Annotated in this window: 19 protein-coding genes and 1 pseudogene; 1 reads left to right on the top strand and 19 read right to left on the bottom strand. The window is 62.2% G+C overall.

The window, feature by feature from the left end; translation table 11 throughout:
- Window positions 1-14: 14 nt before the first annotated feature.
- The 5 genes from N687_RS0117930 to N687_RS0117900 all read right to left on the bottom strand — a co-directional run bounded on the left by N687_RS0117930 (window position 15) and on the right by N687_RS0117900 (window position 3,784).
- A complete protein-coding gene (locus N687_RS0117930; protein ID WP_029423173.1) occupies window positions 15-992 on the bottom strand; it encodes an electron transfer flavoprotein subunit alpha/FixB family protein in 978 nt (325 codons plus the stop codon).
- Window positions 993-1,014: 22 nt separating this feature from the next.
- Window positions 1,015-1,785: an electron transfer flavoprotein subunit beta/FixA family protein gene (locus N687_RS0117925; protein WP_029423172.1), complete on the bottom strand. Its 771-nt coding sequence runs from the start codon at window positions 1,783-1,785 to the stop codon at window positions 1,015-1,017.
- A gap of 16 nt (window positions 1,786-1,801) precedes the next feature.
- Entirely contained in the window at window positions 1,802-2,398 is a 597-nt protein-coding gene (locus N687_RS0117920; protein WP_269320522.1) for a TetR/AcrR family transcriptional regulator, read from the bottom strand.
- Window positions 2,399-2,626: 228 nt separating this feature from the next.
- On the bottom strand, window positions 2,627-3,088 hold the full coding sequence (locus N687_RS0117910; protein WP_051663429.1) for a TlpA family protein disulfide reductase: 462 nt from the start codon (window positions 3,086-3,088) through the stop codon (window positions 2,627-2,629).
- Between the two features lie 156 nt (window positions 3,089-3,244).
- A complete protein-coding gene (locus N687_RS0117900; RefSeq protein WP_029423168.1) occupies window positions 3,245-3,784 on the bottom strand; it encodes a peroxiredoxin in 540 nt (179 codons plus the stop codon).
- Between the two features lie 170 nt (window positions 3,785-3,954).
- Between N687_RS0117900 and N687_RS0117895 the strand changes: the two genes are divergently transcribed.
- Complete coding sequence (locus N687_RS0117895) at window positions 3,955-4,242, top strand: hypothetical protein (RefSeq protein ID WP_029423167.1); 288 nt, start codon at window positions 3,955-3,957, stop codon at window positions 4,240-4,242.
- 75 nt (window positions 4,243-4,317) lie between these two features.
- Here N687_RS0117895 and N687_RS0117890 read toward each other — a convergent pair whose 3' ends face one another.
- The 14 genes and pseudogenes from N687_RS0117890 to ltrA all read right to left on the bottom strand — a co-directional run bounded on the left by N687_RS0117890 (window position 4,318) and on the right by ltrA (window position 15,975).
- Complete coding sequence (locus N687_RS0117890; protein WP_029423166.1) at window positions 4,318-4,764, bottom strand: RrF2 family transcriptional regulator; 447 nt, start codon at window positions 4,762-4,764, stop codon at window positions 4,318-4,320.
- Window positions 4,765-4,822: 58 nt separating this feature from the next.
- A complete protein-coding gene (locus N687_RS0117885; protein ID WP_029423165.1) occupies window positions 4,823-5,128 on the bottom strand; it encodes a non-heme iron oxygenase ferredoxin subunit in 306 nt (101 codons plus the stop codon).
- 13 nt (window positions 5,129-5,141) lie between these two features.
- On the bottom strand, window positions 5,142-6,539 hold the full coding sequence (gene sufB, locus N687_RS0117880) for a Fe-S cluster assembly protein SufB (RefSeq protein ID WP_029423164.1): 1,398 nt from the start codon (window positions 6,537-6,539) through the stop codon (window positions 5,142-5,144).
- Between the two features lie 69 nt (window positions 6,540-6,608).
- The gene (gene sufU / locus N687_RS0117875; protein WP_029423163.1) at window positions 6,609-7,046 is read right to left on the bottom strand and encodes a Fe-S cluster assembly sulfur transfer protein SufU; all 438 of its coding nucleotides are present in this window, start codon (window positions 7,044-7,046) and stop codon (window positions 6,609-6,611) included.
- On the bottom strand, window positions 7,033-8,265 hold the full coding sequence (locus N687_RS0117870; protein ID WP_029423162.1) for a cysteine desulfurase: 1,233 nt from the start codon (window positions 8,263-8,265) through the stop codon (window positions 7,033-7,035). The genes sufU and N687_RS0117870 overlap by 14 nt, the downstream gene beginning before the upstream one ends.
- On the bottom strand, window positions 8,262-9,548 hold the full coding sequence (locus tag N687_RS0117865; RefSeq protein WP_029423161.1) for a SufB/SufD family protein: 1,287 nt from the start codon (window positions 9,546-9,548) through the stop codon (window positions 8,262-8,264). Before N687_RS0117865 ends, N687_RS0117870 begins: the two co-directional genes overlap by 4 nt.
- Window positions 9,549-9,561: 13 nt before the next feature.
- Entirely contained in the window at window positions 9,562-10,347 is a 786-nt protein-coding gene (gene sufC, locus N687_RS0117860; protein ID WP_029423160.1) for a Fe-S cluster assembly ATPase SufC, read from the bottom strand.
- A 148-nt stretch (window positions 10,348-10,495) separates the two neighbouring features.
- Window positions 10,496-10,807, bottom strand: a complete 312-nt coding sequence (locus N687_RS0117855) for a metal-sulfur cluster assembly factor (RefSeq protein WP_029423159.1) — start codon at window positions 10,805-10,807, stop codon at window positions 10,496-10,498.
- A gap of 77 nt (window positions 10,808-10,884) precedes the next feature.
- A complete protein-coding gene (locus N687_RS0117850; RefSeq protein WP_051663428.1) occupies window positions 10,885-11,259 on the bottom strand; it encodes a cupredoxin domain-containing protein in 375 nt (124 codons plus the stop codon).
- A 73-nt stretch (window positions 11,260-11,332) separates the two neighbouring features.
- The gene (gene ald, locus N687_RS0117845; protein ID WP_029423157.1) at window positions 11,333-12,448 is read right to left on the bottom strand and encodes an alanine dehydrogenase; all 1,116 of its coding nucleotides are present in this window, start codon (window positions 12,446-12,448) and stop codon (window positions 11,333-11,335) included.
- Between the two features lie 150 nt (window positions 12,449-12,598).
- Window positions 12,599-12,868, bottom strand: coding sequence for a hypothetical protein (locus tag N687_RS0117840; protein WP_029423156.1), 270 nt, complete (start codon window positions 12,866-12,868; stop codon window positions 12,599-12,601).
- 15 nt (window positions 12,869-12,883) lie between these two features.
- Window positions 12,884-13,858, bottom strand: coding sequence for a hypothetical protein (locus N687_RS0117835; protein ID WP_029423155.1), 975 nt, complete (start codon window positions 13,856-13,858; stop codon window positions 12,884-12,886).
- Window positions 13,845-14,393 carry a sigma-70 family RNA polymerase sigma factor gene (locus N687_RS0117830; protein WP_231493528.1) on the bottom strand — a complete coding sequence of 183 codons (549 nt, stop codon included), beginning with the start codon at window positions 14,391-14,393 and terminating at the stop codon, window positions 13,845-13,847. Before N687_RS0117830 ends, N687_RS0117835 begins: the two co-directional genes overlap by 14 nt.
- A 177-nt stretch (window positions 14,394-14,570) precedes the next feature.
- Window positions 14,571-15,975: pseudogene (gene ltrA / locus N687_RS21500) on the bottom strand (group II intron reverse transcriptase/maturase).
- Window positions 15,976-16,041 lie beyond the last annotated feature (66 nt).

Here is a 16,041-nt window from a genome sequence, read left to right as displayed (position 1 = left end):
CGCCCTGCTCCGCTTTAAGCCAGTTCCTTCTTGAGCAGCTCGGTCATCATCGGCACCACTTCGAACAGGTCTCCGACGATCCCGTAGTCGGCCACCTGGAAGATCGGCGCCTCCGGGTCTTTGTTGATCGCGACGATCACTTTCGAGTTGGACATGCCGGCCAGGTGCTGAATCGCGCCCGAGATACCGCACGCGATATACAGGTCTGGTGTCACCACCTTGCCCGTCTGCCCAATTTGCAACGCGTAGTCGCAGTACCCCGCGTCGCACGCGCCGCGCGAGGCGCCGACCGCCGCGCCCAACACCTCCGCCAGCTCGTACAGGGGTTTGAATCCTTCCGCGCTCTTCACGCCGCGGCCGCCGGAGACGATGATTTTGGCCTCGGAGAGATCGACCCCTGAAGACGTCTTTTGCACGATCTCCTTGACCACCGTGGCCAGATCCTGCGGTCCAAACGTCACCGACAGGGTTTCCACCTGGCCCGCCTTGCCGAGGCCGCCTTCGGCCGGCGGCAGGTTGTTCGGGCGAACGGTGGCCACGACGACGCCGTCGGTCACTTGGACTTTCGTGAACGCCTTGCCGGCGTAGATCGGGCGCGTGAAGGTCAGGTTATCCCCGCTGCCCTCGATGTCGACCACGTCCGACACCTGACCCGCGCCGAGCCGGGTCGCGATCACAGGAGCCAGATCCCTGCCGACGGCCGAGTGGGCCAGCAGGAGGATATCCGGGTTCGTCGCCCGCACGCACTCCATGAACGCCTTTTTATATGCGTCCGGCGTGTAGTGTTCCAACTCGGGTGCATCCACCACATAGACCCGATCCGCGCCGAAGTCGCCCAACCCGCCGGCGAGCGCTGCCACGTCCTTGCCCAGCAGGGCCACGGAGACCTGCCCGCCGTCCGCGACGCGATGGGCTGCCGCCACCATCTCGTATGTGACGTTGCGCAGCTTGCCGCGCCGGACGTCCGCCAATACCAACACGTTCTTCGCCATCTCTCGGTCCCTCCCGTCGTCCTCAGCCAATGACTTTGTCGACCGTGCGCAGCGACTGAATCAGCTCGCGGACCTGTTCCTGCAGCTCCCCTTGCAGGATCTTGCCCGCCTGCTTCGGCTTGGGCAGGAACGTGTCCACGACCTTCGTGCGCGGCCGGATTTCCTCCGGGTTCAGGCCGAGGTCCGCTGCTGTGACGTGGGTCAGTGGCTTTTTGCTGGCTTTGCGGATGCCGATGAGCGACGGATACCGGGGTTCATTCAAGCCCTGCTGCGCGGTCACCAGCACCGGAAGCGTCGCCTGCACCACCTCGACGTCACCCTCCGCGTCCCGGTACCCGGTGACCTGGTTCCCCTCGATCACCAGCTTCGTCAACGTGGAGATGTGCGGGATCCCGAGCTCTTCCGCGAGGCGTACCGCCACCTGCCCGGAACCGTCGTCGACAGCCTGGTTGCCGGCCAGGATGATGTCAAACGGCCGCTGCCGGATGATGGCGGCCAACACCTTGGCCACCGTGTACTCGTCGCCAAACAGCGCCGGATCGTCGGCCAGGATGCCTTCGTCGGCCCCCATCGCCAGGGCCGTGCGGATGGCTTCCTCAAACCGGGAGGGCCCCACGGATACCACGGTGACCTCGCCGCCGTGCTCCTCCTTCAGGCGAAGCGCTTCCTCCACCGCATATTCGTCGTACGGGTTGATGATGAATTTCACGCCATCCTCTTTGACACGGCCGTTTTCGACCACAATGCGTTCTTCGGTGTCGAACGTCTGCTTCAAACACACCAGAATGTTCACGGTCTCTCTCCTCTCCTCAACCTGGCCGGTGGTCCATCGACTCAGCGGAGGGAATGCCGTCGGGCACTCGGGACAATCCGTGCAGCAGCACGTCCACCACGTCGTCCGCCAAACTCGCCAGGTCATACTTTCCGCCGGGCAACACCCAAGCCGTGACCGTTTCATCCAACGTCCCGAAGATCAGACGCCGCGCGATGCGGGGATTGACGTTCTCGCGGAACACCCCTTGGCGCATCCCGAGTGCGATCACGTCGTCGAGCGTTTGATAAAACGGTTTCATGATGTCGCCGATCTGCCGCCGAATGTTCGCATCCACCTGGCGCAGATGCACCTGCGTCACCATCGCCATCTGCGGGTGGCCGCCGAGCTCCTCCAGATACAGGCGAACGAGGACGCGCAATTGATCTTCCGCGCGTTCCACCCCGTCCATCCGCTCCTTCAGTTTCTCGACGATGCGCCCGATGGCTTGGCGCAGCAAGGAGATCAGGATGTCCTCCTTGTTCTTGAAGTACAGGTACACCGTGCCGTCCGCCACGCCCGCGGTGCGCGCAATCCTGGAGATCTGCGCATTGTGATAGCCTTGCTCAGCCATGACCTGGACGGCGGCCGCCAGAATCGCGTCATACTTGGATTCATCGCGGCGATTTGCGATATCCTGCCCCTCCTGATGAATGAATTCTCATTCATTTATACGAGGCCATTGTACGAGAAAAACAAGACGCTGTCAATGAAACGGTTCAGCGAATGTGCCGCTCCGCTCCTGCGCTGACGCGAGCCGCTCCGCGGCACATCCGCCGAACCGTGGGGGATAAAGGGTAGCCCCGAAGGATACCGCGCCGGGTCACGCCTCGGGTGGAAGGCCCAGCGCCTCGCGGATCTTGGGCTCCACCTTCTGGAACCCCTTGTCGCCCGCAGCGCGAAAGGCGAGATTTCCGTCCCGGCCGAAGACGAAGAACGCCGGCACGTACTCGTTTTGGAACGCGTTTGCCACCTTGTGCAGGTGATCGAGCCCAATCGGCTGCGTCATGTGGTAGGTCTCGACATCCTTCTTGACCCGGTCGGCGTCCGCATCCTCCTCGTAGCGGGGCATGTGGAACGCCACCACCTGAAGCCCTTCCGATTCATACTTCTCCTTGATGGCCATCACGTCGTTCATCGTCTCGTGGCAGATGTGGCACGAGACGGCCCAAAAATGCACCAGGGTCACCTTCCCCGGTTCCAGCTTCGGCGCCGCCCCGTCGGTGTGCCACCACTCCGTTGCGCCTTCCAGGCTCGGCATCGGGGTTCCCAAACGCATCGGCATGTCGTATCCCTCCTGAGTTGATCCTCAAAACATCGCATGCGGTCCGAGTTCCTGCCGTTGAAAAGAAGGCGCGAACCCACTCGGATTCGCGCCTCCACAGGCGATCGCGCCGGCCATGTCCGCATCGCACACCACCGGACGCAAGGCCAAACCGGCTCAAACCTCCAACAGTTTGTCCCCAGGCTTCCAGTTGGCCGGGCACAGCCCGCCCGCCTGAAGCGCCTCCAACACCCGCAGGGTCTCGTCCACGCTGCGGCCGATGTTCATATCGTGCACGACCTGGTAACGCAGGATACCCTCCGGATCGATGATGAACAGGCCGCGAAGGGCTTGCCCAGTCTCTTCCACGAGGACGTCGTACTTGCGCGCGACCTCCTTGGTGAAGTCCGCGGCCAGCGGATAATCGAGCCCACCGAGACCATTCTCGGATCGCGGCGTGTTGATCCACGCCTTGTGGCTGTGGACGGAGTCGCAGCTGACGCCGAGGACTTCCGCATCCAGGTCCTTGAACTCCTGCAGGCGATCATTCATCGCGATGATCTCCGTCGGGCAGACGAAGGTGAAGTCGGCCGGATAGAAGAACATGACCAACCATTTGCCGCGGTAATCGGACAGGCGGACATGCTCGTCCAACGTCTTCATGTTCTTTGTGCTCAGCATGTCAAAATCAGGTGCTGGCTGACCTACCAGTGGCATTGGGCTCCCTCCTCCTGCTTACCTGTATCTGGTTCACTTTGGCTGTGACTGGCGATGATGCACATGAAGGATTATACTATGGAAGCAGGACTGGTTTCAAATTTCGCGCAGCACCACAACGAACGGGCAGGCCCACACCCGCGCTCTGAAAAACGGAAGGGGGAAATGGGATGGACCTTATGCAGTCGTCCGAGGAGTGGAGTCGCGCGCATCACCGTGTGAATGAACTGTTGTCCCGATTGTTGAACACGTTACGGGACCTGGGCTACAACCCCAGTTACCACATTTCTTACGATCACGACGAGCACCACGTGCGATTGGATGACCAGTTGCTTCGGCAACACCCGCAACTGATGGCGGTGTACCGGGACTATGTGGCCGCGTGCCGGCAGCGAAGCCTGGCGGTGCAGCGGATTCAGGAACTGCCCAAGATCGATCTCGGCTTCGACGCCAACTGACCCACACCAGAGTGCATAAGAAAAAACCTGGATGAGCGGATGCCTCCGTCTCATCCAGGTTTTTTCCGCACCCAGTCAGCGGGATGCTTCGTGCAGGGTGACCTCATCCCGCATCACGTCGGCCAGCGTGATCGAATCCAAGGCCTCCGTCAGCGCCTCCATCACGCGCAGCCATACGCTTCGCGTATGACAACCGCGAGCGCGGCCGCAGACCGCCCCCGGATCGGTGACGCCTTCCCCGATGCATTCAATCGGCGCCAGTGAGCCCTCCAACAGACGCACCAGCGCACCCACGGAGATCTCCTCCGCCGGTCTAGCCAACAGGTATCCGCCGTTGACCCCCCGCACGCTTTTCACGAATCCCGCCTTGCGCAACTTGACGACAATCTGGTCCAAAAACTGTTCCGGGATCCCTTCCATCTCCGCGATGGTGGGCAAAGACACGGGGCGGCGATCCCCCGCCAACTCCGCCAACGCCACCATCGCTCGCAGGCCGTACTCCGTCCGTCTCGACACTTTCACGGCCATACCTCCAACAAACGGCATTGGCAGCGGCCGCCGAGCGGCCGCCCTGCGCCCGTCACACGTCCAGCCAGATCTCCTCGCCGCGCACCTCGACCGGATACGTCTCGACTGGGAACACGCACGGCAACGCCACCGCAGCCCCCGTTCGGACATCGAACTTGCCCCCGTGCTTGGGGCAGGTGACGATGCACCCGTTCAGTTTGCCGCTGGACAGTGACGCCGTTGCGTGCGTGCACACGTCCGATGTCGCGAAGAACCCTTCATCTGTATGGTACACCGCGAGGTCGTCCCCGTCGACGGTCACCTTGATCATGTGCCCGGGGGGCACCTCGTCCACCCGGGCCACGCTCACCCACGCCATGCACACACCTCTGTCAACCGATGGAACCTTCCATCTCAAACTTGATCAGCCGGTTCATCTCCACCGCGTACTCCATCGGCAGCTCCCGCGTGAACGGCTCGATGAAGCCCATGACGATCATGCGCGTCGCGTCCTCTTCGGAGATGCCGCGGCTCATGAGATAGAACAGCTGCTCTTCGCTGACCTTCGACACGCTCGCCTCGTGCTCGAGGGTGACGTCGTCGTTGCGGATCTCGTTGTACGGGATGGTGTCGGACGTCGAGTCGTCGTCGAGGATCAGGGTGTCACACTTGACATTCGCCTTCGCGGCTACGGCGTTCGGCCCGAAGCTCGCCAGGCCGCGATAGGTGGTCTTGCCGCCGTGCTTGCTGATGGACTTGGAGACGATGGTGGACGTGGTATTCGGCGCCATGTGCACCATCTTCGCCCCCGTGTCCTGGTGCTGGTTGCGGCCGGCCACCGCGATCGACAGCACCATCCCCTTCGCGCCCTCGCCCATCAGGTACACGCTCGGGTACTTCATCGTCACCTTCGAGCCGATGTTGCCGTCGACCCACTCCATGGTCGCGTCCTTGTACGCCACGGCGCGCTTCGTGACCAGATTATAGATGTTCGGCGCCCAGTTTTGGATGGTGGTGTAACGCACGCGTGCCCGGTCCTTGACGATGATCTCCACCACGGCACTGTGCAGCGAGTTGCTGCTGTAGATCGGCGCCGTGCAACCCTCCACGTAGTGCACGAAGCTGTCCTCATCGGCGATGATGAGGGTACGCTCGAACTGGCCCATGTTCTCCGAGTTGATGCGGAAATACGCCTGCAGCGGCACCTCGCACTTGACACCTTTGGGGACGTAGATGAAACTGCCACCCGACCACACCGCGCTGTTGAGCGCCGCAAACTTGTTGTCCTCCGGCGGGATCACGGTGCCGAAGTACTCCTTGAAGATCTCCGGATACTCGCGCAGCGCCGTATCCGTATCCGTAAACAGGATGCCCAGTTTTTCGAAGTCCGTGCGCATCGAGTGGTAGACCACTTCGGATTCGTACTGCGCGGATACGCCGGCCAGGAACTTTTGCTCCGCTTCCGGAATGCCAAGGCGATCGAAGGTGTTCTTGATCTCCTGGGGCACCTCTTCCCAGGACTTGCCCTTCTTCTCCGTCGGCTTCACATAATACGTGATGTCGTCGAAGTCCAGTTCACTCAGGTCGGCACCCCAGCTCGGCATCGGCTTCTGGTAAAAGATGTCGAGTGCGCGCAGGCGGAAGTCGGTCATCCACCCGGGTTCGTTTTTCATCATCGAGATTTCCTCGACGACCTTGCGCGAGAGTCCCTTCTGGAACTTCACCACGGAGATGTCCCGGTCGCGAAAACCGTATTGGTACTCCTCCAGTTCGGGCAGCACTTTCGCCATCGTCTTTCCCTCCTTAATCCCTTCCGTTTGGGTTCTGATCGATCCCGCTGCTCCATGGCAGGCGCGGATTCAGTTCGCCGCGCCGTCGTCCTCGCTGGCGACGGCCCGTTCGAGCGCCTGCCAAGCCAGCGTCGCGCACTTGACGCGCGCGGGAAATTTCGACACGCCTTGCAGTGCCTCCAGGTCTCCCAAATCCGTCCTGTCCACGTCCTCCCCCCGCACCATCGCACGGAACGTGCGCGACAGGCGGAGGGCTTCCGCAACCGGCTTGCCTTTGATGGCCTCGGTCATCATGGACGCGGAAGACATCGAGATGGAACAACCGGCACCGCGGAAGCGCACGTCCTTCACGATGCCGTCCTCGACCAACAGTTGCAGGCGGATCTCGTCTCCGCAACTCGGATTGCGCAGATCGACGGTGACCGTCCCCCGTTCCAGATCCCCCATGTTTCGGGGTCGCTGATAATGGTCCATGATGACTTGCCGGTACAGATCATCCAATTGCATGTTGGAAAAACTCCTTTGCCGTCTGCAACGCCGAGGCGAGCCGATCGATGTCCGCCTCCGTGTTGTACAGATAGAAGCTCGCCCTCGCGGTGGCGGCGACGTTCAGCCAGCGCATCAGCGGCTGGGCACAGTGATGGCCCGCCCGGATGGCGATGCCCTCGGCGTCCAGCACCGTGGAGACATCGTGGGGGTGGACACCCTTCAGGTTGAAGGTCACCAAGCCGCCGCGATCCGTCCCCTGGCGCGGCCCGTAGACCTCGATGTCCGGGATGGCACTCAGTTTCTCCAACGCGTACTCCGCCAATTGACGGTCGTGGGCCCGGATCTCCTCCATGCCGATGGCCGTCAGGTAATCCACCGCTGCTCCAAGGCCGATGGCGCCGGCGATGATCGGCGTACCGCCCTCGAACTTCCAGGGCGGCTCCTTCCACGTCGCCTGGTACAGCTCGACGACATCAATCATCTCGCCGCCAAAGTATGTCGGCTCCATCTCCTCCAACAGCTTCCGCTTGCCGTACAGCACCCCGATGCCCGTCGGGCCGCACATCTTGTGTCCGGAGAAGGCCAGAAAGTCACAGTCCAAATCCTGCACATCCACCGGCATGTGCGGAACACTCTGGGCCCCGTCGACCACGAGGACGGCGCCATTCGCATGAGCGATGGCTGCGATCTCCCGAATGGGGTGGATGGTCCCCAGCACATTCGACACTTGGGCGATGGCCACCAACCGCGTGTTGGGGCCGATGGTCGCCCGCACATCCTCCAATCGGATGGTACCGTCTGGCTGCAGAGGGATGTACTTGAGTTTGGCCCCCGTGAAGCGCGCCACCTGTTGCCACGGGATGAGGTTGCTGTGGTGCTCCGCCGGCGTGAGGACGATCTCGTCCCCTTCCTTCAGCTTCAGGCGCGCATACCCGTACGCCACCATGTTCAGCGACTCGGTCGTCCCGCGCGTGAACACCACCTGTTCCGGGCTGGGCGCGTGAATGAATCGCGCCACCTTTTCGCGCGCCAACTCATACGCTTCCGTGGCGCGCGATCCAAGCGTATGCACGCCCCGGTGGACGTTGGCGTTGTCCAATTCGTAGTAGCGGCGCAGCGTCTCAATGACCGGCCGCGGCTTCTGGGACGTGGCGGCGCTGTCCAGATAGACCAACGGATGACCGTTGACTTCCTGCTGCAGGATGGGAAAATCCTTGCGAATCTCTTCCGCGTTCATGCTTCCAACTCCCTGTTGATGCGGCGCACCAGGTGCGTTCGAACCACCTCGGACGGTATGCTCTGCACCGTGGGCTCCAGGTACCCCCAGATGATCATCTTCGTCGCCTCTGAACGGGGGATGCCGCGGGACATCAAGTAGTACACCTGGTTCTGGTCAATTCGTCCCACGCTCGCCGCATGGCCGCAGCGCTGGACATCGTTCTCGTCGATGAGCAGCATCGGAATGGCGTCGGCGCGCGCCCGTTTGTCGAGCATCAACATCCGGTCGTGCTGCTCGCTTCCCGCGCCGACCGAACCCTTGTAAATGTGCGTTGAACTGCGGTATATCGCGTTGGCCCGATCCTTCATGGCACCGTGCAGCTGGATGTCGCTCGTCGAGTACCGGCCGTGGTGCAGAACGCTCGCCGTCAGATCCAGATGCTGCCGGCCCGTGCCGATGCCGATGCCTTTGACGGTCGATTCCGATCCGTCGCCCGCCAGATCGCTCTCCAACAACACCACGGAAAACCCGTCGCCGATGTCCGCGAACACCCAATCCACCGACGCATCGTTGCCCACGTGTGCCCGCCGCACGGAGAAGTTCGTCGGTCCCTTGCGATACCCGCCGGCCACCGCCGCCGTCACTTTCGCTCCAGCCTTGGCAATCACCTCGGTGACGCCGGTGTGTACCTTGTCCGGCTGCGAGCCGGCGGTCAGAAACGCCTCCACGTAGGACAACACGCTGTGTTCATCGGCGATGACGAGGGCGCGCGGCGCACCGCCAGCGGCCTGTCCCGTCTCCTCGTAGACAAAGTGAACCGGCGTGTCCACCACCACGCCCCGCGGCACATACACAAAGATGCCGCCGTGCCACAAGGCCGCATTCAAAGCCGCCCACTTGCTCTCATCCGGCTTGACCACCGTGCCGAGGTGGACCTTCACCAGTTCCGCGTGATCGCGCACCGCGGTGTGCAGGTCGGTCATCACAACGCCCTGGGCTGCCAGCTCCTCCGGGAGCTGGACGGCGACCGCCAGACCGTTGCGCACATGCACATACGCCTGGCCGGCGAGCTGGCCGACGAAGGCCGCCGCTTCTTCCGAAGGGCTTCCCGCCTCGTCCGGGTACGGACCGATATCCCAGCTCCGGTCCCGCAGATCCGTCTTCTCCAACTTCGGAGACGGAGCCGCCTGGAAGGCCTCCCAAGCGCCGGCGCGCATCTTGCGCAACCAATCGGGTTCCGCGTACCGGCCGGAGAGTTCTTCCGCCGTCACCGAGACGATTGTGGTCGTCTGTTCCGCCATCGCTCGCCCCCCCTTACGCCTGCACTCCGACGGTCTCGTCTTCGATGCCCAGTTCATGTTTCAGCCAGTCGTATCCCTCTGCCTCGAGACGTTCCGCCAGTTCGCGGCCGCCGGAACGGACGATGCGGCCCTGCATCATCACATGCACAAAATCCGGCACGATGTACTGCAACAAGCGCTGGTAATGCGTGATGATGAGGAATGCCACCTCCGGTGAACGCATGGAGTTGACGGCTTCCGCGACGATCTTGAGCGCGTCGATGTCCAGGCCGGAGTCAATCTCGTCCAAAATGACGACGCGCGGCTTCAGCATGACCATCTGCAGGATCTCGTTGCGCTTCTTCTCACCGCCGGAGAACCCTTCGTTCAGGTAGCGTTCGGCGAAGACCGGATCGATGTTGAGCCGTTTCATCTGCGCCTGCAACTCGCGGTGGAACTTCATCACGGGGATCTCGTTTCCCTCTCCGAGCCGCGCGTTCAACGCGGTGCGGATGAAGTTTGCGTTGGACACACCAGGTACCTCGGCCGGATACTGCATCGCGAGGAACATGCCCTTGCGGGCCCGCTCATCCACCGACATCTCGAGGACGTCCTCACCGTCGAGGGTGACCTTGCCGCCGGTGACCTCGTACGCCGGGTGGCCCATCAGCGCGGACGCCAACGTGCTCTTCCCCGTTCCGTTCGGACCCATGATGGCGTGAATCTCGCCGCCTTTCAGGGTCAAGTTCAAACCGCGGACGATCTCTTTGTCTTCGACGCTCACCCGTAGATCTTCAATATGAAACAACGGACCAGCCATACCGTACCAACCTTTCCCGCGTGTGGTCTGATTCAATGTTGACTCAATGAGTCATGTTTTCTTTCCTAAGCTTATCACACCGCAAGAAAAATGCAATCGCGGCAGTGCACCAACTGGCGCGCTGCCGCGGACACCGGGCTGCCGCCCGTCAGAACAGATATTTGAATACGAGCTTCGCCTCTTCGGACATCATCTCTTTGTCCCATGGCGGATCGAACGTCAGAACGACCTCCACGTCCTCCACCCCGGGCAAGGCCTTGACCTTCTCGATGATCTGCTCTTTCAAGTCATCGAAGATCGGGCAACCCATGGTGGTGAGCGTCATCGTGACCGTGACCTTCTTGCCGTCTTCCGAGACGTCCACGCCGTACACCATGCCGAGGTTGACGATGTCGATTTGAATCTCCGGATCGAGCACATCGGTCAGGACCCCGCGCACCATCTCCTCCGTCACCTGCATCGGCACGCCTCCTTTCCCGTTTCGTCCGTGTCGCCTCTTCTCAGCCACTCACCGATTTCATGCCATGCATCCCGCCGTCACGGCGTGACCGTGATCTCCGTGTGCATCGTCCCATGGCCGGTCCCGCAGTAGACATCGCACTGAATGGTGTAGGTCCCCGGTTTATCCGGTGTCCAGACCACATCCACCGGGTCCTGCCCCTGCGCCACCGTCTGGTTGATGTTCGTCCCCGCGATGGAGAATCCGTGTGCGCCTTCGGTGGCTTTGACACGGAAGTCAATCGGCTGTCCCGCTTTAAACGTGGTTTTGTCGAGTGTCCACTTCCAGTTGGACGCTTCCACGTTGACTTTCACCGCATTGGGCGGCGGCGCAGCGCTCTGGCCGCCCGAAGCCGCCCCGCAACCTGCCGCGAGTCCGGCGGCCGCGGCCACGCTCAACCACAACCACTTCATTCCGACTCCCCCCTGCACAGACTCCAGTTGCGCCCATCATACCATGGTCTGGCATGAATGGACGAGAAACCGATCACAGCACCTCTTCCAGCGGCGTATACGGAAGGCCCAGGGATCTGGCCACGGCCTCATACGTGACTTTGCCCTTGTATACATTAACGCCTTTGGCCAGCGAGGCGTTCGCGCGCACCGCCGATACCGGGCCGAGATTGGCCAACTGCAGCGCGTACGGCACCGTGACGTTGGTCAACGCCAACGTCGACGTCCGCGGCACCGCACCTGGAATATTCGCGACCGCGTAATGCACCACGCCGTGCTTCACGTAGGTCGGATTGCTGTGCGTCGTGATGCGGTCGATGGTCTCCACGGACCCCCCTTGGTCAATCGCCACGTCGACCACGACCGCCCCCGGATTCATCCCTTTCACCATCTCTTCCGTGACAATCTTCGGCGCACGCGCACCCGGGATGAGCACCGCCCCGACCAACAGGTCGCACCCCTCCAACTCTTGCCGGAGGTTGTAGGCATTCGACATCACCGTCCGCAACTGGTTTCCGAAGATGTCCTGCAGCTGGCGAAGGCGGCCGACGTTCGTGTCGAGAATGGTCACCTGCGCACCCATGCCCAGTGCGATGCGGGCGGCGTTCGTTCCCACGATCCCGCCACCCACGATCACCACCCGGGCTGGCGGCACGCCCGGCACTCCGCCCAAAAGCTCACCACGCCCGCCATGGGCCTTCTCCAAAAAGTGTGCACCGATCTGGATGGACATGCGCCCCGCCACCTCGCTCATGGGTGTCAAGAGGGGCAGGCTGCCGTCCGGGAGCTGCACCGTCTCATACGCGATGGCCATCATGCCGCTGTCCATGAGCGCCTTGGTCAGTTCCGGCTCTGGCGCCAGGTGCAGATACGTGAACAAGGTGAGATCCTGCCGGAAATACGCGTACTCCACCGGCAACGGCTCCTTGACTTTCATCACCATGTCCGCGTGATTCCACACGTCCGCCGCAGCCGGCACGATGCGCGCGCCCGCGTCTTCATAGGAGGCGTCCGAGAAGCCGCTGCCCTCGCCAGCGCGCGTTTCAATCAGCACCTCATGGCCAGCGCTGACGAAGGCGTGCACCCCGGCTGGCGTGATGGCCACTCGGTTCTCGTTGTCCTTGAGCTCTTTCGGAACCCCAATGATCACGGTTGACAAGACTCCTTTCCGGCATGTCCCATCCAACATGTTCAATCCTGCACAGGGGGATAGCCATTCCGTCCTCAGTGTAGATCACGCCATGGTCAGGCGCAAACGCAGCCGCTTCAGAAATCGAACCGCGGCGCGGACCGCGGTTCGTCAGGCATCCGTTTGGCGGACAATCTGTTTTTTCAACACCCTCCGGCGAGGCGGTTGTTCGGCCAGCGCTCCGGCGGCCTTCTTGGCCTCAATCCAATCCTGAATCCGCTTAATATCGGTTGGGGCGATCCGCCAATTTCGATCCCCAAACACAAAGGACTCGGCGGTGAGCTTCCCCTCCGCAGCCAATGTGTCGACCGCAAGCCGGATGATATCGACGCGGGTGTGCATCATTTCAGCCAGTTCAGCCAAGCTGAAGCGAGTGGTCACACCTCTCTCTCCCTTTCACCGAAGAATCCACTGGATGTGCGGATCCATGGAGGTGTAGTCCGCAGGCGGTCCGATGAGCCGGAACACGACCTGAGCCGACGCGCCGGGCGCAAGCACCCGATCCGACGCTGGGTCCGGTTCCACTTGAGCCATGAATCGCACGGGATTGGGCGCCGTCCAATCCATAGCGTGCCCCCGCGGGGTGAACCAGATGACGGCCAGCAGGTTATGCAACGAGAGCGGCAATTTACCTGTGTTCACCAGTTCCGCCTCAACCTGGAACGATTCCCCGTTCGGCCACTCGGAGGTCGACTGCACCCGCACGCGTTGCACTTCAGCGCCTGGGACCTGCCAGACCACGTCTGCCTGCGCGGCCGGCACTAATCCCTTCTTAAAGAATACGAGCCGAGGCGTCAGCGTCAAGTTTCCGTTCGCGTCCGCGGGCGCCCCGATGGGCCGGAACGTCCACGTCACCGTTTGCCCCGGTTGAATGGGGGTGTCGGGCGCGTCGACCAGCGTGATCCAACGGGTGGAGGACAGCAGTTCCCCGTCCTCTCCCTCCTGAAACGACAGCACCCCGAACACATCGTCAGCGCTGAGGGGCTGGGTGCCGACATTCGTGAGTGTCGCGGTGACTGTATCCCGGCGTCCCGATCCCGTTCCGGTGACTCCGATGTATCCGACGCTGAGGGGGGCTGCCACAAGCCCGATGGACGAACCTTGCGGTACAGCGTTGGAAGCGGCCAGCGTGCGATCGATACGCCCTGGTGAGGCCGTTCCCACCTCCATCCCGCTCCACACCAACCATGTCATCATCACCGCGGCCGCGACGCCGCATCCGCCGACCAGCCAACTGGACCAACGCCGGGCCCGTCGCCGCTGCCGGGGTGCACGGGCCGCCCGCTGGATGCGATCTGCCAGTTCGGGCGTGAACGGCAGCTCCGGCAAGGCGCGCAGACGCCGCCGCAGTTCCTCATCAAAGTCGTTCATGCCTGTCCACCTCCTCCTCGAGCATCTGGCGCAGCATTGTGCGACCGCGGTGCAGACGCGTGCGCACATTCTGTTCGGATATCCCGAGCACCCTGGCCACCTCGTGGCCCGGCAAGCCGCGCATGTAGTACAACACCACCACTTCACGATACTTTAACGGAAGCTGTTGCAGGGCTTGCCAAACCCGCTCCCGCTCCAGCCGGTTGACCGCCTCCGCCTCCGTGTCGGAGGCCGCCTCGCGAAGCGCCATCTGCTCCTCATCCTGCACCTCGTGCCGGACCGCCCACGACCGAAGGTAGTCCTTGCATCGGTTCACCGTGATGGACAACAGCCAGGTCTTGACGCTGCTCTCTCCCCGGAACGACTCCATTTTCGTCAACGCGCGCAGGAACACATCCTGTGCGATGTCCTGCGCTTGGTGGTAGTTGCGGACGTACGCATACGCCACGTTCAACACGTCTGCTCCATACGCGGCCATCCAGGCCTCCAAGGTGGCGAGGGTGTCGCCTGGACCGGGCGCGGAAGTCCGTCCCAATGTCATGTCACCTCCCGCCAGACACCTCCGTGAATCCAGACGGAGCACACTGCCCAAATGTGACAACGATTCGGTGAGCAACGATGCACCGCGTACTCGTCCCTCCAATCGAGTAGGAGGGGGCGCCTAGCCCCCGTCCTCTCACACCACCGTACGTGCGGGTCCGCATACGGCGGTTCATGAAACACCACGAAGTGTAAGGTATCTCGCCTGAAGACTGCGCAGTCCCAGTTGATTCGAAGTACGTTTTGTCCATGGCCTGGTTCAGCATCCTCGCCATGAACCACGGCCCTCGCCGTGAATTGGCTGTCATGTGCACCACCCATTCCGGTTGCCCCAACGCGCGTAGCTCCCGATACCGCGTGCGCACCCGTTTCCATTGCTTCCAAATGCACATCCGCAGCCTGCGCCGGATCCATTCGTCGAACCGTTCGCAGTGCCGCTTCATCTCCGCCAGCCGGTAGTACGCCACCCATCCCATGATGTACGCGTTCAATTGTCTGATGCGCTCCGCGATGGGCATGCTTCGTGAGCGGCTGGTGATCTGGCGCACCCGCTCTTTGAACCGTTCGAGCGTCTTCGGTGCCAGGCGTATCGTGGCCAGCTTGTCGGGCAGAAAGCTGAATCCGAGGAACTTCAGTTTCCACGGCCGGTCTACCGCACTCTTCTCCTGGTTGACCTGCAGTTTCAGTGTCCCCTCCAGGTATCTGGTCAGTGACGCCATCACTCGCTCGCCCGCCCTGCGCGACTTCACGTAGACATTGCAGTCGTCCGCATAGCGGACAAACCGATGTCCTCGCTTCTTCAGCTCCTTGTCGAAGTCGTCCAGCATGATGTTGGCGAGCAGTGGGCTGAGGGGGCCGCCTTGCGGTGTCCCTTCCTCGTTGCGTACGACCACCCCGTCCGCCATGATGCCTGCGTTCAGGTAAGCCCGGATGAGCTTGAGCACCCGCTTGTCCTTGACCTTCCGTGCCACACGCGCCATGAGCTTGTCGTGGTTCACTCGGTCGAAGAACTTCGCCAGATCCAGGTCCACTGCCCACCGGTAACCCTGTTGAATGTATTGCTGTGCCCTGCGCACCGCATCATGGGCGCTCCGCCCCGGCCGGAATCCGAAACTGTTGTCGGAGAACTCCGGGTCGAAAATCGGGTTCAGCACCTGGAGTAGCGCCTGCTGGATGAATCGGTCGATCACGGTGGGAATGCCTAACCCCCGCACTCCGCCTCCGGGTTTCGGAATTTCGACCCGCCTGACAGGTTGCGGTTTGTAGGTCCCCGCGAGCAGCTGCTGACGGATGTCAGCCCAGTGGGTCTGGATGTACGACCGTAGTTGTGCTACCGTCACGCCATCCACCCCTGGCGCCCCCTTGTTCGCCTCGACTCGACGAAGTGCCAGGAGTAGGTTCTCCCGCTCCAGCATCTTCTCCAGCAGGGAGTCACCCTCTTCGCAGGATGGGGTCTGCACTTGTGCCAACGACGAACTCGGCCCTCCCATCCCGGCCTCTCGCGGCTTCACCGCTACCTTCCGGGCGGAGGCCCCTTGCGGGGTATTCTGCTGTCGTCGCTCGTCGCATGAACGCATGTAGTCCATCCTCGTTTCATGTTCGGCCCTTCCGCAGGCGAGCGCTCGCCCACGTACTATGGCCTC

Origin of the sequence: Alicyclobacillus macrosporangiidus CPP55 (assembly GCF_000702485.1) — a bacterium.
Taxonomy (GTDB): domain Bacteria; phylum Bacillota; class Bacilli; order Alicyclobacillales; family Alicyclobacillaceae; genus Alicyclobacillus_H; species Alicyclobacillus_H macrosporangiidus_B.
This window is presented reverse-complemented; position numbering and strand designations above follow the sequence as displayed.